The sequence below is a fragment of the Candidatus Zixiibacteriota bacterium genome, assembly GCA_014728145.1.
In the GTDB taxonomy this organism is placed as follows: Bacteria; Zixibacteria; MSB-5A5; order JAABVY01; family JAABVY01; genus WJMC01.
The window spans coordinates 18,072-33,016 of sequence record WJMC01000206.1 but is presented as its reverse complement, the minus strand read 5'-3'; the positions used below and the strand labels follow the sequence as shown (position 1 = coordinate 33,016).

Sequence of the window (14,945 nt, the reverse complement as noted above, 5' to 3'; positions counted from 1 at the left end):
CTGCTGATCGAGTTTCAGAAATACGACAAATCAATCCGCTCGGCGATAAATTTCCGTCATAATCCTGAGTTCTCAAAATGGCTGGAAGATCATTGTAAGAAAAAGGGATATTTATTCAGCGCGATCGATCGAAAAAAGGAACCGTCGGAAGTGATCGGTATCGACAAAGCTTCGATGCCGTGGAAGATCGCAGAGGCTGTCCGATCCGCCGGTGGCAAAGTGCCGAAAATGTTCTATGAATCCAAGGCTCCCGGCAAGGAACCGCTGACTGTCATGGTCGGTCAGCACCCGGTGGAATTGGCTGAGGAAGTGTGTGAGCTGGCCAGGCTGTGGACAGCCGAGACAGTTCCTGTCCCTAAAATCGGCAAAATCGATCTGTCTGATTTCGAACAGTTTATATCTGCAAGATTGGGAAAAAGTGACAGCCGTGTTTTGGTCCCGCCCCGGACCGGTGTGGATTCAGCGGTGATCGATATCGGTCATGAGCAGGTTATGGTGATTGCCGAGGACCCGATCTTTCAGATTCCCGGCCAGCCACCTGAGATGTTTGGCTGGTATACGGTTCATATCGGCGCATCCGATGTCGCCGTGATGGGAGTAAAGCCGGAGTTTATGACATACAGCCTGCTTATGCCGCCCGAGACCGACAGAGCCGAATTTAAGCGTATCGTCGATTCGATCCACCAGGCCGCGCTCGAACTCGAGATTGCGATCGTGGGAGGTCACACCGGATACTATCCGGGACTTGCCAGCCCGCTTATCGGTGGTGTGACGGTGTTCAGCATTGCGGATAAAAACGAGTATATCACTCCCTCTGGTGCCCGGCCGGGCGATGATGTTCTTCTTACCAAGGGACCCGCAGTTGAGACTGCCGGTATTCTGGCCAACCTGTACGAGCAGGAACTGCTCAAAAATCATCCCGCCGAACTGGTCGAAAAATCCAAAGCTTATAAAACCGAGATGAGCGTGGTGAGGGACTGCGAAATTGCGATGAAGTCCGGGAAGGTGACCGCCATGCATGACGCCACCGAGGGTGGTGTGATCGGAGGCCTGTTTGAAATCGCCAGTGCCAGCGAGGTGGGGATGGAGATCGATGAAAACAAGTTCATCTATCCCGAAGAAATCCGGATCGTCTGTGAACTGCTTGACATCGATCCCTTGAAGGCAATTGCCGAAGGTTCTCTGCTTTTGACTGCCGATCCGGGTAGTTCTGAAAATGTAATCACAGCTCTAACGAAAGAAAACATTCAGGCCTCGGTTATCGGTAAGGTAGTCGAGGACAAGTCGAGGCGTATTTTAAAAAGAAGCGGTGGTCTCGAAATACCGATTGAAATGCCCCATCAGGATCCATTCTGGCCGGCATTCTTCCGAAGCATAATTGCCTCGGGCTGATATCATCAGAATAAGTAAACAGTATCTGGCGGTTTCAAAACTGAACTCGACCCCTGTATTTATTAGCACAGTATTAATGGCTGTACAGTCTGGCTGCATAAAGACTTAGATTATCATGTTTTAGCTCAATCCCTGCTACAATTCAGCCGAATATGTGATTAGCACCATGATTGTCGTAATTGCTGTTATCAAGTAGAAATCGGGGGCGCTGGAGAGATGAGCTCAGCAATGGAGCCGGTGAAGAAGTATTTATACAATCTGACTCATCCGCCGAAATCGGTAGAGGACAATAAACTTCTCTACTGGCGGGAACGAATACTTCGCACGATCTTTCTGGCCGCTTCACTTCTGGGTATCTTCACATATATCCCCAGTGTTATACTTGCACTAAAAAGCAATCTATACCAGATCGTGATAGTGGATACAATTGCCTACGGCATGGCCCTGTTCGTTACTTTTTTTAACCGTACTTCATATAATCTCAGGGCGGTCCTGGCCGTGACGCTGTTCTATCTGATGGGAATGACCCTGATATTGTCACCTGGAGCGTTTGCGGCGGGGCCGATGTGGCTGTTCGCTTTTGCGGTTCTGGTCGGGATTATCCTGGGGGCACGTTTCGCTTATATAGCACTGGCATTAAACGTCTGCACCATGGCACTGATCGGATACCTTCTGGAAGCAGGTTATCTGGCATGGGATGTTTCAGAGACTTACACTCTCGAAAAATGGATAGTGATAGCATCAAACTTCATCCTGCTTAACACTCTCACTGTTATTCCCGGTACGATGCTGGTAAATCGGCTCAAACAGAGCCTCGATGAAGAACGGCAGGCCGCCCGGGAACTTCGCCAGAAGGAAAGCAAATTAGTCGAAAGCAATATCCGTCTCAAAAATATGATCGTGGAACTCAAAAACGCCGAAGAACAGAAATACTCACTTCAAACCAAGTTGGAACGTGCTCGTCGAATGGAATCACTGGGTATGCTGGCTGGGGGAGTGGCTCATGACCTCAACAATATCCTCGGTCCGTTGGTCGGTTATTCCGATATGATACTGGCTGGCATGGATGATAAAAATCCGCTCAAGAACAAGATCGCTCGAATTGCCAAATCAGCCGGGGAAGCGGTTGATATCATCCAGGACCTGTTGACTTTAGGAAGGCGCGGTCGTTATGAGATGAAAGCCTTAAACCTCAACGACGTGATCAGGGAATACCTGGAATCAATAGCATTCCAGAAACTGCAGGTCAATCGGCCTGAAATAAAGGTGATCGTCGATCTCGAACAGGACCTCCCGCTCATACATGGGTCAAAGTCGCATCTTTACAAAGTCGTGATGAATATCATCATTAATGCGTTCGATGCGATCCAGGACACCGGTGATATTGAAATAAAAACCACAGTCGAAAATTTAGCGGCTCTTCACGGAGGATATAACCGAATTGAAGCAGGCCAGTACGTGATTTTCTCCTGTAAAGACGGCGGTGTGGGGATACCGGAAGATGAAATCGACAAAATCTTCGAACCATATTACTCCAAGAAAAAGATGGGAACCAGCGGTACCGGCCTCGGGCTTTCTGTTGTCTATGGTATCGTGAAAGACCACAAGGGATATTACGACGTAGATTCGCACCCTGGTCAGGGGACAGAATTCATACTTTACTTTCCTGCAACGAGTGATGAAGACACTGATACAACAACTGTATCGTCTGCATTGTACGGTAGCGGTAGGATTCTGGTAATCGATGATGATCCAGCACAGAGAGAAATGGCTTCGGAGATGCTCGAATTGCTCGGGTATACTGTCACGACCGCTGAAAACGGCAGTAAGGCTGTTGACATCCTGAAAAAAGAAGACTACGACCTGCTGTTAATGGACATGATTATGGAGAAGGGCTTTGATGGTTTGGATACATACAGGGAAATCATAAAATTCAAACCGGGGCAGAAAGTAGTCATCGTAAGCGGATATTCGCCTACCGACAGGGTACTCGAGATGCAGAAACTGGGAGCCGGATCGTACCTTCGTAAGCCTTACATGCTGGAAGAACTGGCCCGTGCCATTAAATCCGAGACCGGATTTCCTGCCCGTGAACCGCTGAGAGCTTAACTCCTGCCATAATCTTATAATCCATTTGGATTACCCGGACTTAATCCATATCTTGCGGTTTATATTTTTAGGGATTGAGCCGTGTGGAAATCTGATTACAACACAGAAGAGAATGAAAACTCGCAAAAACTGGGCTACCTGTTTTCGTTTACATCCGCATTTTTCGCCGCCTGCGCGACAGTTACCGGCAAATGGAACCTGGATTATATATCACCGCTAATGATGAACGCGTTTATCTTTTCTATCGCCACATTGATAATGAGCATCGTCTACCTGCCCTTCAGACGAGTCAAAAGCAATATCCTGATCTTTACGAAAGCGGGGTATATCTGGCTTCTGGCGTTTACCGCCAGCTCACTTCTGGCGATATGGTTTTTCTGGGCAGGAGTACAGCGCATGGATCCCTCGCTGGCGGCGTTTTTGAACCGCTCTGAAGTTTTGATTGCGATTTTATGCGGGGTAATATTTTTGGGCGAACGTTTCAATCGGCTGGAAACTTTCGGCGGGATTCTTTCGATAGCGGGGATAGTTATAATGAGAGCCTATCTGCGAGTCGAGTACAGCACCGGTTTCTGGCTGGTTCTGGTCGGGTCATTTTTCTTCGGTTTGACCGAGTTCTTTTCCAAGATGGCAGTTCGCTACGGCCGGCCGATTATAATTACATATCTGCGCAACCTGATGATGTCGGTTGTCTACTGGATAATCCTGAGTTCGCTCAATCCCGATTTTTCAGGGCTGAAAACAGTCTGGCCCGGAGTGATCGCGTTGGGGATTTTCGGGCCTATTTTTTCCAGAATGATCTACATGACAGCGCTCCAGCATCTCGAACTATCCAAAGTCGCAATAATTAGCCAGACTCAGCCGATCTATGTCGTCCTGATAGCGGCCACTATCCTGGGACAGATGCCGACCTTCCGGGAAATAATGGGGGGACTGTTTTTGACCGTGGGATGCCTGATTATGGTTCTGGGGCGAAGTCGAAAAATAAAAAAACCCGCGCCACCGAAATAGGCGGTACGGGATTATCTGACGGTCGACGGGAAAGAGCCCCTGTCAGGCAATCATGTCGATAATCTGCTTGTCCATCTGGTAGGCTGTCCGGATGGCGTTAACGTTGGCGTAGACGCCTTTCTCAGAAATCATCATACCCACCATATCCTCCACCACATCCGCTTTCTCGATATCCTGAAGATCGCGGGCATAGCGGTTGAACATTGCCAAATTTTGCTGGATACCCTGCACCGAAGCTGTATACATACCGCTTCACTCCTTTCATATATATTATCGGAATCGAAAAGCCTCGATCTTAAAACAATCGTATCAGCTACTGTTAAAAAACAGTTAACTAAAATCGTATCGTCTGCAGTGGAGATGTGAAAACTGTTGCAGTCCAAACTCTGCAAAATTATGTAAGCTTATTCAAAATTGCATACGCGAATTCCCCACACGAAAATACTGAAAAATACGTTCCAGCAATCTGGTTTCTATCCATTTGCAGGATTGTTGTTTAGAAAGGCCTTCCCGAAATTGACATCGGGATCGGGAACAAATGTATAAGAATTGAACAGCCTCAATACGGGGCACGCTGTTTGCCTTATACTGGCTGGACAGAAGATGAGGTGTTTATGAAAAAGATCATATTATTGGCAATTCTCATTATCATACTTGTTTTGGCTTTCACCCCGGACGGTGTTTCCGCTTCAAAAAACGGGCTGGCGGAGCATATCCGCAATCACCGTAGCGCGGTCGCCGATGGTACCTTTTATAATCCCGGCCCGAACCTGTTTACCAGGACTTACTCTACTGATATGTCAATGCTCTTCGACGATATCCAGGTCAATCCGATTGCCGGCGAGAACCGTTTCAACCACCGCAGACCGTTTTTAGTAAATATTGAAAATGACCATGTTATGGTCGGCTGGGAAGACAATCGCAATGGCACTTATGACGTATTCGGACAGAAGGTCGATGCGGATGGAAATACTCCCGGTTCGAATCAACAGTTGATCGAGAATCCGGCATTTGTTGATCAATTTATGGCTCAGGCCACAAAATCGTCTGATGGGATAATCGCCCTTGTCTGGGTCGATGAGTCCGGAGATCTGTACCTGCAATATTATGACAGCAGTTTCACGAAGATAAACTATTCCCTGAAAGTCAATGACAACAGCTCCGCCAACATAGTATCATATCCGGATCTGGCCTATACTTCTGAAGACCGCCTGGTTGTGGTCTGGGAGGATACCCGTCTGGGATCAGCGATCTACGCTCAAATCTTCGATTCGACCGGTGCCAGAAATGGCGGCAATTTCAAGATATCACCAACAACTTCAGGTATTGACTATTGGTTGCCTGCGGTTGCCTGCGACGACGTCGGTGGTTTCGCGATTATCTGGGAAGAAATCTCATCCACAGGCGCTGATGTCGTCCTGCGGTTATTCAATTCTGACGGAACGACTGCAGGTAGCTCGATCAATGTGGCCGATATGGGGGGGATTTCAGCCAATCAATTCGACCCTGAAATGATCTATACTTCACAGGCCGGTTACCTGGTAGCTTTTTCCGATGATCGTGGTACTGACCAGGATATCTATGTGCAGTTATTCGATGCCGATGGCAACAGGGTAGATGATAACTTTGCTTTAAGTGAAGGTACTGACAACTATGCCTTCAATGTCAGCATGGTCTCGGATAGCCAGGAAAAAATCCTGGCAGTTTGGGCAGAGTTGGGTGATCGGGCAGAAATTACTGCCCGCAAGCTGAATTCCAAAGCTGAACTCGACAGCGATGATTATGTTATTTCCGATGCTTTCGCGACAGGTGAACGTTTCAATCCCCTGCCGGTATACCATGCTGATGGATCAGCGCTGGTGGTTTTCAATGACAGCCGTGACATGTCGCTTCAAATCTATGCTCAAAAGCTTGACAGCAATTCTGAATCAACTGGTCCGAATTTCAAGTTGTCCTCGACCTCCACGGGGGCGCAGATGAGCGAGTCGGATATCGCCAGCCTGGCCTCCGGTGATTTCGCCGCGGTCTGGAAAGACAGCCGTTCAGATGACGGTGATATCTACTTTCAGCGTATGAATGAGTTTGGAAGTAAACTCGGTGACGCGATTCTGGTCAATGATGACGGCACTATCGCGATCCAGAACAGTCCCGCGATAGGGAGCGCTGAAAACGGACGCAGTGCGGTCTGCTGGGCTGATGGCAGACAGGCCGAAGATATCAGCGGAATTAGTATTTTTGCCCAGCGATTCACTTCTAGCGGGAGCAGGATCGGCGATAATATCATAGTCAATGATGACCTCGATGGAACCGCTACACTTCATGCAGAACCTGACTGCGATATAACAGGCGATGGAGAAATGATCGTGGTTTGGCGTGATCAGCGCGATGGTAACGACGATATCTACTGCCAGACTTTTAGCACTCCCGGCTTTCCGATCGGCTCGAATTTCAAGATTAATCAGCATGAATACCCATGCTATAACCCGCGCGTGGTTTCGGCAGGTAACGATCAGTTCGTAGTGGCATTCAACAGCCTGATAGACGACAAGACTTTTGTCTTTTTACAGGTAGTTAACATCGATGGCGGTTTGTCAGGTGAAAACTATATCATTCCTGTTGATTCCTCTCTCAACCAGCACAAGGATTTCGATTTGGCGGCGCATCCGGCACTCGAGCACTTCGTGATAGCCTGGATCAATGAGACCGAAATCGATACTGAAATCCATAGCATGATGCTGGATCTGGATGGCAATGTAATAGAAAGTGTGAAAATCATATCTTCGCAACCGAATCTCGGATTCGACCGAATTCGAGCTGGAATGGATGCTGACGGCAACTACGCGGTAACCTGGACAGATCAACGTGGATATATTAAACGCGCCTACCAGGCTTTTGTCGATGAGGCCGGGATTATACAGGGCAACCTGCCGGTTTCGCGTTATTCAGGTGATGCGCGCGATGAGTATCCAGCGGTAGCAGTCGATGGTAAAAACGCTGTCACGGTCTGGTGCGATAACCGCAATTTGGGACGAGGCTACGATGTCTTCGTTAATTCAACAGTTTATAATCCGACTTCTGCCGATGATGATTCCGATCTGCCCCTGCCTACAGATATCAGCCTGGCACAGAATTATCCCAATCCGTTCAACCCGGCCACAACAATCAGCTTCAGCCTTGAACGGGAGTATTCTAATGTTGAACTGGATGTTATCAATATGCTCGGTCAAACGGTAAACAGGCATACTTTCAATAATCTGCCGGCTGGATCACACAGCCTTGAATTCGATGCTTCCGGCCTATCATCCGGTGTATACTTCTATCGGCTCTCAGCCGGCAATATATCACTGACCAAAAAGATGACTCTATTGAAATAATCCTTGAACTCCTTTGAAAAAACCTCCATCGAATTTGATGGAGGTTTTATTTTCACTACTGAAAAAAGTGACTCAGTACGGGTTTTGCGGCGTTATGGATAAAATGAGCTATCACGCAGGGCCAGAGCGAGCGGGTTATGAAATACAAGACGGCGAACATCAGTCCATAGAGAAAAATCAATATGAAACCACCCGTGCCCTGGTAAATATGCCCCGCAGAAAAGGCCAGGGTTGCAAGAAACACAGCCAGCAGTCTCGAGCGGGAGATTCGTGTCAGCCTCGAAATCAAGTAGCCCCTGAAAGCAGTTTCCTCTGCCACAGCCGCAACAACGCAAAGAACAAGGAATATCCCAAACTCGAAAGCGCTTTGGGGGAGAAGCGGGGCAGTATCATAAAATTCAATGAATTCGAGTTTTACCAGTAATGAGCTGACAAGACCGAGAATGTACCAGGCTGTCACTTGAAACAAGATTGCATCTGCAATATATACCAGCTTGAATTTTCCCAGTCCGACAGACTTGAAACCGACTTCTTCCTTTTTGATTACCAGATATATTAGAAACAGAATTATTAACTGGGTGATGATCGTGGGCAGATAGAAACTTATCAGCGGGCTGAAGTCTTCGATATTACCGGTTCGGTCGCTGAGGGTAAACTTCAAAATGATTCCCAATGGCCAGACTACGCATAAGAAAAAAGTCATAAGCCAGGAATACAGGTTCATCTCGAATTCCGAATCAGGGAATCGTTTTAATACCTGTTTATGATCTGCGATCGGTTCCATGGGAGCAGAAGTTAGTAAAGAAACGGGCAGGCTACAATATAATTCTTGCTATTGACGATTTAACCGCCAAATTATACCACTATGAGTGAAAGCGATAAAATCAACAGGGATGTACTCGACCTGAAGCAGGAATGTCTCTACGGTCCGGTCAAATCCCGCAGGCTTAAAAGTTCATTGGGGATCAATGTCCTTCCTGCTGACGGCAAGTTATGTTCCTTCAGTTGCATCTACTGCCAGTACGGATTGACCCAAAAGAGCTATCATGTAGCCGAGGCATCCGGGATACCTGCCCTGCCTTCTTTTGACCAGGTCGAAGCCGAGCTGGCAACCTACCTGAAACAGGCACCGCGAGGCATCAGGTACATCACGTTTTCGGGCAACGGTGAAGCGACGCTTCACCCGGAATTCCCGGAACTGGTCGACATGGTTATCCGTTTGCGCGATCGGTACTATCCACCGGCTAAAACCGCGCTTCTCTCCAATTCGACTCGTATGACCGACCGAAAGATTCGTGATGCCGTCGCGAAACTGGATACGCCGATCATGAAACTCGATGCCGGCTCTAAAGAAGTTTTTGACCGTATCAATCGTCCCGCGCCGGGTATTGAGTTTGATGGTGTTGTCCAGAGCTTGATAGATTTCGAGCATCCCAATTTGATTATCCAGGCCCTCCTGATGGGAGGTGACAGGTTTAATGCCACAGATGACGAAATTGAAAGCTGGGCCGGCCTGATCAAACAGATCGATCCACGTGAAGTTCATATATACTCACTCGATCGTCCCTCAGCAATTAAAAGCGTACTCAAGCTGAATCGCCAGACACTCGAAAGCATCGCGGATCGTGCCAGCGAAATCAGTGGTGTCGAGGTACTCGCTTTTTAGTCACCGATTATCAAGTCATTTTCATATTAAACTGAATAGAACAGAAGCTTGCCTGATGTCATTCTGATGGAATTGTCTCCATGACACTATCCCGGCATAATGTTTCCTGAAAGGAGGCATAATGTCGGATAAATTCAAAAATCTTAAATGGGATCTTGAGAATGCCTGTGGTAATGCCTGGGATCATAAGGAGCGGTCTGCCCGGCAATTGCGGATTATTGCCAGGGTGCGAGAGGAAATTGAAAAACTTGATGCTGATGAACGCGACCTGATCGAGAAGTACTGGTACGAAGGGAAAACCATGTCGGAAATCGCCCGGGGCAAGGGACGGCCAACCTGCAAACTTGAGAGTTTTTATAAGCAGGTCATGCGCAAGCTTAAAAATCGCCTGCGAAAATTTGTTGAAATGGAGTTTAAGATCGTAAGTGAACCCGAGGAGAATCTCTGTCCTATCTGCAGTCATCCATGCTTAAAAGAAATTGATGATCTGCTTGTGACCCGGCGCCCTGAAGAAACTCTGAGCAGATTCATTAGAATTCTGAAGCATGACTATGGTATCGTGATCAAAACACCGCAGGTTATTCTCGGCCACCTGAAATATCATCGAAAGGAGAAATAATGACCTACAAGCCGGTCAGGAAAGTACGCGGAGAACATTGTATCAACGTCTTTTTATCCTACGAGATGAAATCCCGCCTGGACCAGCTCACCGAAAGGTACGACCGCACTCTTGCGGATATCGTACGGATGTTGATAAAAACCGGAATCCCGATCATGGAGGGGCTGTCTCAAGCTGAAGAGGAGATGATGCGGGAATATATTCAGATGTTCAGGCGGATGCGTAAAATTCGCAAGCTGAAAGATTTGTGAGTATAATCGGATTGACTCGACTGCAATAATATGATAAACTGGCGGTATGGAAAACAAGGTCAGGTTGCTTGCCGGCGAATTAAAAGGCCGGATTATAAAGATTCCCAAAAGCACACAAACCCGTCCCGCGCTGGTCCTGGTACGGCGAGTTATAGCTGACACGCTGATGCCGTATGTTCAGGATGCCAGGGTGCTGGATTTGTTTGCCGGAACCGGGGCATTTGTGTTCGAGATGATCTCCCGCGGGGCAGGCCATGCTGTGGCTGTGGATATCGAGTCAAAGATGGCACGATCGATCGAGCAGAATGCGCGCGATTTGCAGATCGGCGACAGGGTGCAGGTGCTGTGTATGGATTTTTTGAAATCTCTTGAACTGCTGGGCAGACAAAAGCGCAGATTCGACCTGATCTTTATACCGCCACCGTTTTATGGCGATTATGTCAATCGGGCTATGAAGGCGATTCATGAACATAAAGTCGCCGATCAAGACTCGATCCTGATAGCCCATTACCACAAAAAAGACAAAGTCGACCGGGAACCCGTGGGATTCGAATTGTTCAAGACCAAAACCCACGGGGTCTCGGTGATGGATTTCTTCGTTAAAAAAGACTAAGCGCCGAATTTCTCCAGCTTGCCGGCATGGGCTAAAGCCAGTGGCATCAAACTTGTCGACAAATTCCGTCCCATGCTACCCGACTGGCAATCCAATTCGGTGAATTTTGTGCACCGGTCGGTGCGGATGCTTTCAGCGACCATCAGGACCGGAACGGGATGCCATGAATGTGACGCCATGCTCCAGGGCGTGGAATGGTCACATGAGATCACGAGCACATCGGGATTGAGCGCGGTCACACCAGGTACGATCGTCTTGTCGACTTCCTCGATAATCTTTTTCTTGTTTTCGAAATTGCCATCTTCACCGTAGGAATCGGTTTTTTTGACATGGACGAAAAAGAAATCGTTGTCATCCCAGGCCTTTTTAAGCCAGCTGAGGCAATCATTAAAGTCTTTGTAAGGAGGCAGAACATTCATACCCACCAACCTGGCCAATCCGCGGTACATCGGGTATTCGGCGATTGCGACCGCATCGAGTTTGTAGCGCTCGTTGAAAGTCGGCAGTGACAGCGGTTTGGAGTACCCCCGCAATAACACCATGTTAGCCGGGTGATTGTCCTTGAGTATTTCTTTGATCTGCTGGAGCATATCGCTCAACAACCGCTCGGTTTTTTCAGCATCGGCGTTGTGCGCCCTGGGTTCGTTGGGCGGTACCCCGGTAGCCTGCGGATCGGTCTCCTCGACCTGGTCGGAGAGCCCATGAGCGCGCATCACCACCAGCACGCGATGTTGGCTTTCGGTGCGCAAAAACAGCTCCACACCATCGGGAAGCTTGATATTGTCGAGAATCTTCTGGCAGGCTTCACGGTTGGTTTCGTCGGGAATCCTGCCCGCGCGCCGATCAGTCACATTGCCGTCTTCGTCGATCGTACAGAAATTACCCCGCATCGCCAGATCCATCGGATCCAGGTCGAAATCAAGCCCGAACGCCGAAAGCAGTCCCCGGCCGACATTGTTTTTAACCGGATCGTAGCCAAACAAGGACAGGTGAGCCGGCCCGCTTCCGGGAGTCAGCCCGGGCGCGATCGGATCGCACAGCCCAAGGCATCCCCGCTCTGCAAGTTTATCCATATTGGGAGTCTCGGCTTCCGCCAGGGGAGTGTCCTTGCCCTGGGCCGGGATATCACCCAGGCCGTCCATTATCAGAAATACTATTTTACTGTCGGTTTTTTTGACCTGTTGCCTGATTAGATCAGCTTTCATCCTGAAAACTCCTTTTCATTTAATCCATTTTGGATATACTATAATCGTTAGTCGGCTCTGTCAATTAAAAGACTTAACTGTTGGTATAGTTCCGATGCTGGAAAATTTACTGTTCGATCATACAAATCTGCTAAAACTGAAAGAAGCCCGCGAACAGGGTAGGAGCACAATTCAGGTTTCGACCGATCTCGGCCTGCGACAGGTTGAACTGGATTTGACAGCTTTAAATCTGGATATCCGCCAGGTAAAAAAAGCGCTTAAAAAAGAACGGGCGATATTCCTGTTCGAGGACGGCAGGCTGAGGCAGTTGTCGGTCTACGAGGATGGTTACTATCAACTGGTTGCGACGGGTGAGGCTCCCACGCTCGAAATCGACGGAATCCAGATGCATCGCACCAGCCTGGTAAAACCCTTCGAGGATTCCCGCCAGAAAGCTGAGTCAGCTGTCAGAAATGGTGATATCGTGCTGGATACCTGTGGTGGTCTGGGGTACACATCGATCTGGGCCCTGAGGCTGGGCGCGGTCAAAGTCGATTCCTGCGAACCCAACCCGAGCGTAAGGTTGTTGCGCAGTCTTAACCCGTGGTCGGCTGAGTTTCTGGATGATCGCATAGTATCTCACCAGATGACCTCGCAGGAGTTTCTGCAAACCGCTGATGATGATTACTACGATTCTGTTTTGCATGATCCGCCCCGCTTTTCGCTGGCCGGTGAATTATATTCGGGTGAATACTACAACAGGCTGGCCGAAGTTATCCGGCCGGGGGGAAGGCTGTTTCATTATACCGGCGATCCTTATTCCAAAGGCCGTCCCCGCAAGTTCGTCGAAGGTGTGATCAAGCGCTTATCCGAGGCCGGCTTCCAGTGTTCACGTCGAGAAGACATCCTCGGAGTCGAAGCGGTTAAAAGCGATTGATGTTGGATAATATGGAAAGTATGTTACATAAATTGATTCAAAAGATTGTATTCACCTGATTGGGATGGTTTCTCTTAGCTGTCATGTATGAGTATGACTAATAATAATGATTCGTTAGTTGCAAGCAACCTGACCTGTAAATAATATCACTCACCAAAAAATCTTCAGCTTCGCCCACATTTCTTCGCCCATACTATTTATAAATTGCACTTGACTTGAATACATATTAAAATATAATACGTCTTTGTGCTGGAGTAGCTCAGATGGCTAGAGCGCCTGACTGTGGATCAGGAGGTCGGCAGTTCGATCCTGCCCTCCAGTACCATTTTTTTATCCGATTATGACCAAAAGCAAGAAGAAAACAAGCAAACGAGTTAAGCCCCAGCTTCTCAAGGGTTTTCGGGACTACCCGGCCGAAGATGAGTTCGCTCGGCGCGAATTGGTCGGCAGAGTTCAGGAGGTCTTCGAACGATTCGGTTACCAGCCACTCCAGACCCCGGCGCTGGAACATATCGAAACCCTTCTGGGAGCCGATTACGGCGAGGAAGGCACCTCGCAGATATTCAACTTCGTCGGCCCGGAAGAAACCCCGATGGGTCTGCGCTTCGACAATACCGCGCCATTGGCCCGTTATGTGGCCGGCACTCCCGATCTTGTGAGGCCGTTTCGACGTTACCAGGTCGGTCAGGTCTGGCGCACGGATAAACCCGGCCCGGGGCGCTACCGTGAGTTTACCCAGTTCGATATCGATATCGTCGGTACCAACCTGATGGCGGCCGATGCCGAAATCATGCAGGTTATGATCGAGACCTTCAAAACCCTCGATATCAATGAATTCCAGCTACGTTATTCCAATCGCCGAATACTGAATGGGCTGGCTGAGTATGCCGGAGTGCAGGATAAATCTCACGATGTTTTCCGGGTGCTCGACAAACTCGATAAACAGGGCCGTGAGGCTGTAATCCAGGAACTGGGTGCTGGTCGAGTCGATAAGTCCGGCGACAAAATTAAAGGTGTCGAACTGAGTCCGGAGCAGATCGTAAAGATCGAACGATTCCTTGATATTGACCGTGGTGATTTCGAAAAGACCTGGGAATCCGCCAGCGAACTGCTTTCAAGGTTCGAACAGTGTAAACAGGGACTGGACGAGATCAGGCAGATTCGGCAGTATCATGACGCGATGGGCATCAGTCCCGCGCATGCCGTATTCGATCTGACCATTGTACGGGGTCTTGGCTACTACACCGGCCCGGTGTATGAACTGGAACTGACGGAATTGCCCGAGTACGGTTCGATGTTTTCCGGTGGTCGCTATGATGAACTGGTGGGAAGATTTTCCGGACAGCCGGTACCCGGCACTGGCGCTGCTATGGGAGTGGATCGATTGCTGGCAGCATTGAAAGAAATGGATTTGCTGCATACCCAAAAGACTTCCACTGATGTGCTGGTTGCAACTATGGATAAGGAACGGATAGCAGATTATTTTGCCATCGCCTCGGAGTTGCGCGGGAGAGGTTACGATGTCGAAGTCTTTTTGGGCAATAACCGCAGGATTCCCAAGCAACTTCAGTATGCCGACCGTTTGGATATACCGGTGGCTGTGATCTGTGGTTCGGATGAATTTGAAAAACAGGAAGTGACGATAAAAAACCTGAAGCTCGGCCGACAGAAATCCGAGGACGTCGAAAATCGGGAAGAATGGCTCAAGGCCGAGGGTATTCAGGTCACTGTACCGCGGGTGCAGATGATTGCTACGATCGAAAAAATGCTCAAATCTAAATAGACTACT

At 48.7% G+C, this 14,945-nt stretch carries 13 protein-coding genes and 1 tRNA gene; 11 read left to right on the top strand and 3 right to left on the bottom strand.

The features are described 5' to 3' along the window. The first annotated feature begins 273 nt into the window (after nucleotides 1–273). From GF404_11850 to GF404_11840, 3 genes are all read left to right on the top strand, one after another. A complete protein-coding gene (locus GF404_11850) occupies nucleotides 274–1,392 on the top strand; it encodes an AIR synthase (GenBank protein ID MBD3382874.1) in 1,119 nt (372 codons plus the stop codon). A gap of 216 nt (nucleotides 1,393–1,608) precedes the next feature. Then, nucleotides 1,609–3,501 (top strand): response regulator, encoded by a 1,893-nt coding sequence (locus GF404_11845; GenBank protein MBD3382873.1) that lies wholly within the window; start codon nucleotides 1,609–1,611, stop codon nucleotides 3,499–3,501. Nucleotides 3,502–3,582: 81 nt separating this feature from the next. Then, the gene (locus tag GF404_11840; protein ID MBD3382872.1) at nucleotides 3,583–4,512 is read left to right on the top strand and encodes an EamA family transporter; all 930 of its coding nucleotides are present in this window, start codon (nucleotides 3,583–3,585) and stop codon (nucleotides 4,510–4,512) included. Nucleotides 4,513–4,554: 42 nt separating this feature from the next. Here the strand turns inward: GF404_11840 and GF404_11835 are convergent, their stop codons facing one another. Then, nucleotides 4,555–4,758 (bottom strand): hypothetical protein, encoded by a 204-nt coding sequence (locus GF404_11835; GenBank protein ID MBD3382871.1) that lies wholly within the window; start codon nucleotides 4,756–4,758, stop codon nucleotides 4,555–4,557. Nucleotides 4,759–5,126: 368 nt separating this feature from the next. On the opposite strand from GF404_11835, the gene GF404_11830 reads away from it, so the two are divergent. Beyond that, nucleotides 5,127–7,886 carry a T9SS type A sorting domain-containing protein gene (locus GF404_11830; GenBank protein ID MBD3382870.1) on the top strand — a complete coding sequence of 920 codons (2,760 nt, stop codon included), beginning with the start codon at nucleotides 5,127–5,129 and terminating at the stop codon, nucleotides 7,884–7,886. 55 nt (nucleotides 7,887–7,941) lie between these two features. Here GF404_11830 and GF404_11825 read toward each other — a convergent pair whose 3' ends face one another. Further along, entirely contained in the window at nucleotides 7,942–8,670 is a 729-nt protein-coding gene (locus GF404_11825) for a CPBP family intramembrane metalloprotease (protein ID MBD3382869.1), read from the bottom strand. A gap of 81 nt (nucleotides 8,671–8,751) precedes the next feature. Here GF404_11825 and GF404_11820 point away from each other — a divergent pair, with 81 nt between their 5' ends. The 4 genes from GF404_11820 (at nucleotide 8,752) to rsmD (ending at nucleotide 11,035) form a co-directional block, all read left to right on the top strand. Next, nucleotides 8,752–9,552: a radical SAM protein gene (locus GF404_11820; GenBank protein ID MBD3382868.1), complete on the top strand. Its 801-nt coding sequence runs from the start codon at nucleotides 8,752–8,754 to the stop codon at nucleotides 9,550–9,552. Between the two features lie 121 nt (nucleotides 9,553–9,673). Continuing rightward, on the top strand, nucleotides 9,674–10,171 hold the full coding sequence (locus GF404_11815; protein MBD3382867.1) for a hypothetical protein: 498 nt from the start codon (nucleotides 9,674–9,676) through the stop codon (nucleotides 10,169–10,171). Continuing rightward, nucleotides 10,171–10,422, top strand: coding sequence for a hypothetical protein (locus GF404_11810; GenBank protein MBD3382866.1), 252 nt, complete (start codon nucleotides 10,171–10,173; stop codon nucleotides 10,420–10,422). Before GF404_11815 ends, GF404_11810 begins: the two co-directional genes overlap by 1 nt. A gap of 46 nt (nucleotides 10,423–10,468) precedes the next feature. Further along, the gene (rsmD, locus tag GF404_11805) at nucleotides 10,469–11,035 is read left to right on the top strand and encodes a 16S rRNA (guanine(966)-N(2))-methyltransferase RsmD (protein MBD3382865.1); all 567 of its coding nucleotides are present in this window, start codon (nucleotides 10,469–10,471) and stop codon (nucleotides 11,033–11,035) included. Here rsmD and GF404_11800 read toward each other — a convergent pair. Then, nucleotides 11,032–12,240 carry a 2,3-bisphosphoglycerate-independent phosphoglycerate mutase gene (locus tag GF404_11800; protein MBD3382864.1) on the bottom strand — a complete coding sequence of 403 codons (1,209 nt, stop codon included), beginning with the start codon at nucleotides 12,238–12,240 and terminating at the stop codon, nucleotides 11,032–11,034. The two genes, rsmD and GF404_11800, sit on opposite strands and share 4 nt — an antisense overlap. 94 nt (nucleotides 12,241–12,334) lie before the next feature. Here GF404_11800 and GF404_11795 point away from each other — a divergent pair, with 94 nt between their 5' ends. The 3 genes from GF404_11795 (at nucleotide 12,335) to hisS (ending at nucleotide 14,939) form a co-directional block, all read left to right on the top strand. After that, nucleotides 12,335–13,156, top strand: a complete 822-nt coding sequence (locus tag GF404_11795; protein ID MBD3382863.1) for a hypothetical protein — start codon at nucleotides 12,335–12,337, stop codon at nucleotides 13,154–13,156. Between the two features lie 248 nt (nucleotides 13,157–13,404). Continuing rightward, nucleotides 13,405–13,481: transfer RNA gene (locus GF404_11790), tRNA-His, on the top strand. Nucleotides 13,482–13,496: 15 nt separating this feature from the next. Continuing rightward, nucleotides 13,497–14,939, top strand: a complete 1,443-nt coding sequence (hisS, locus tag GF404_11785; protein MBD3382862.1) for a histidine--tRNA ligase — start codon at nucleotides 13,497–13,499, stop codon at nucleotides 14,937–14,939. The last annotated feature ends 6 nt before the right edge of the window (nucleotides 14,940–14,945 follow it).

What these genes read in the sequence shown, in the direction of transcription:
- GF404_11795 (MBD3382863.1), top strand. Translation starts at nt 12,335, where the DNA reads ATGCTGGAAAATTTACTGTTCGATCATACAAATCTGCTAAAACTGAAA.
- GF404_11810 (MBD3382866.1), top strand. Translation starts at nt 10,171, where the DNA reads ATGACCTACAAGCCGGTCAGGAAAGTACGCGGAGAACATTGTATCAAC.
- GF404_11820 (MBD3382868.1), top strand. Translation starts at nt 8,752, where the DNA reads ATGAGTGAAAGCGATAAAATCAACAGGGATGTACTCGACCTGAAGCAG.
- GF404_11845 (MBD3382873.1), top strand. Translation starts at nt 1,609, where the DNA reads ATGAGCTCAGCAATGGAGCCGGTGAAGAAGTATTTATACAATCTGACT.
- GF404_11815 (MBD3382867.1), top strand. Translation starts at nt 9,674, where the DNA reads ATGTCGGATAAATTCAAAAATCTTAAATGGGATCTTGAGAATGCCTGT.
- GF404_11835 (MBD3382871.1), bottom strand. Translation starts at nt 4,758, where the DNA reads ATGTATACAGCTTCGGTGCAGGGTATCCAGCAAAATTTGGCAATGTTC.
- GF404_11825 (MBD3382869.1), bottom strand. Translation starts at nt 8,670, where the DNA reads ATGGAACCGATCGCAGATCATAAACAGGTATTAAAACGATTCCCTGAT.
- GF404_11850 (MBD3382874.1), top strand. Translation starts at nt 274, where the DNA reads ATGGTCGGTCAGCACCCGGTGGAATTGGCTGAGGAAGTGTGTGAGCTG.
- GF404_11800 (MBD3382864.1), bottom strand. Translation starts at nt 12,240, where the DNA reads ATGAAAGCTGATCTAATCAGGCAACAGGTCAAAAAAACCGACAGTAAA.
- GF404_11830 (MBD3382870.1), top strand. Translation starts at nt 5,127, where the DNA reads ATGAAAAAGATCATATTATTGGCAATTCTCATTATCATACTTGTTTTG.
- rsmD (MBD3382865.1), top strand. Translation starts at nt 10,469, where the DNA reads ATGGAAAACAAGGTCAGGTTGCTTGCCGGCGAATTAAAAGGCCGGATT.
- hisS (MBD3382862.1), top strand. Translation starts at nt 13,497, where the DNA reads ATGACCAAAAGCAAGAAGAAAACAAGCAAACGAGTTAAGCCCCAGCTT.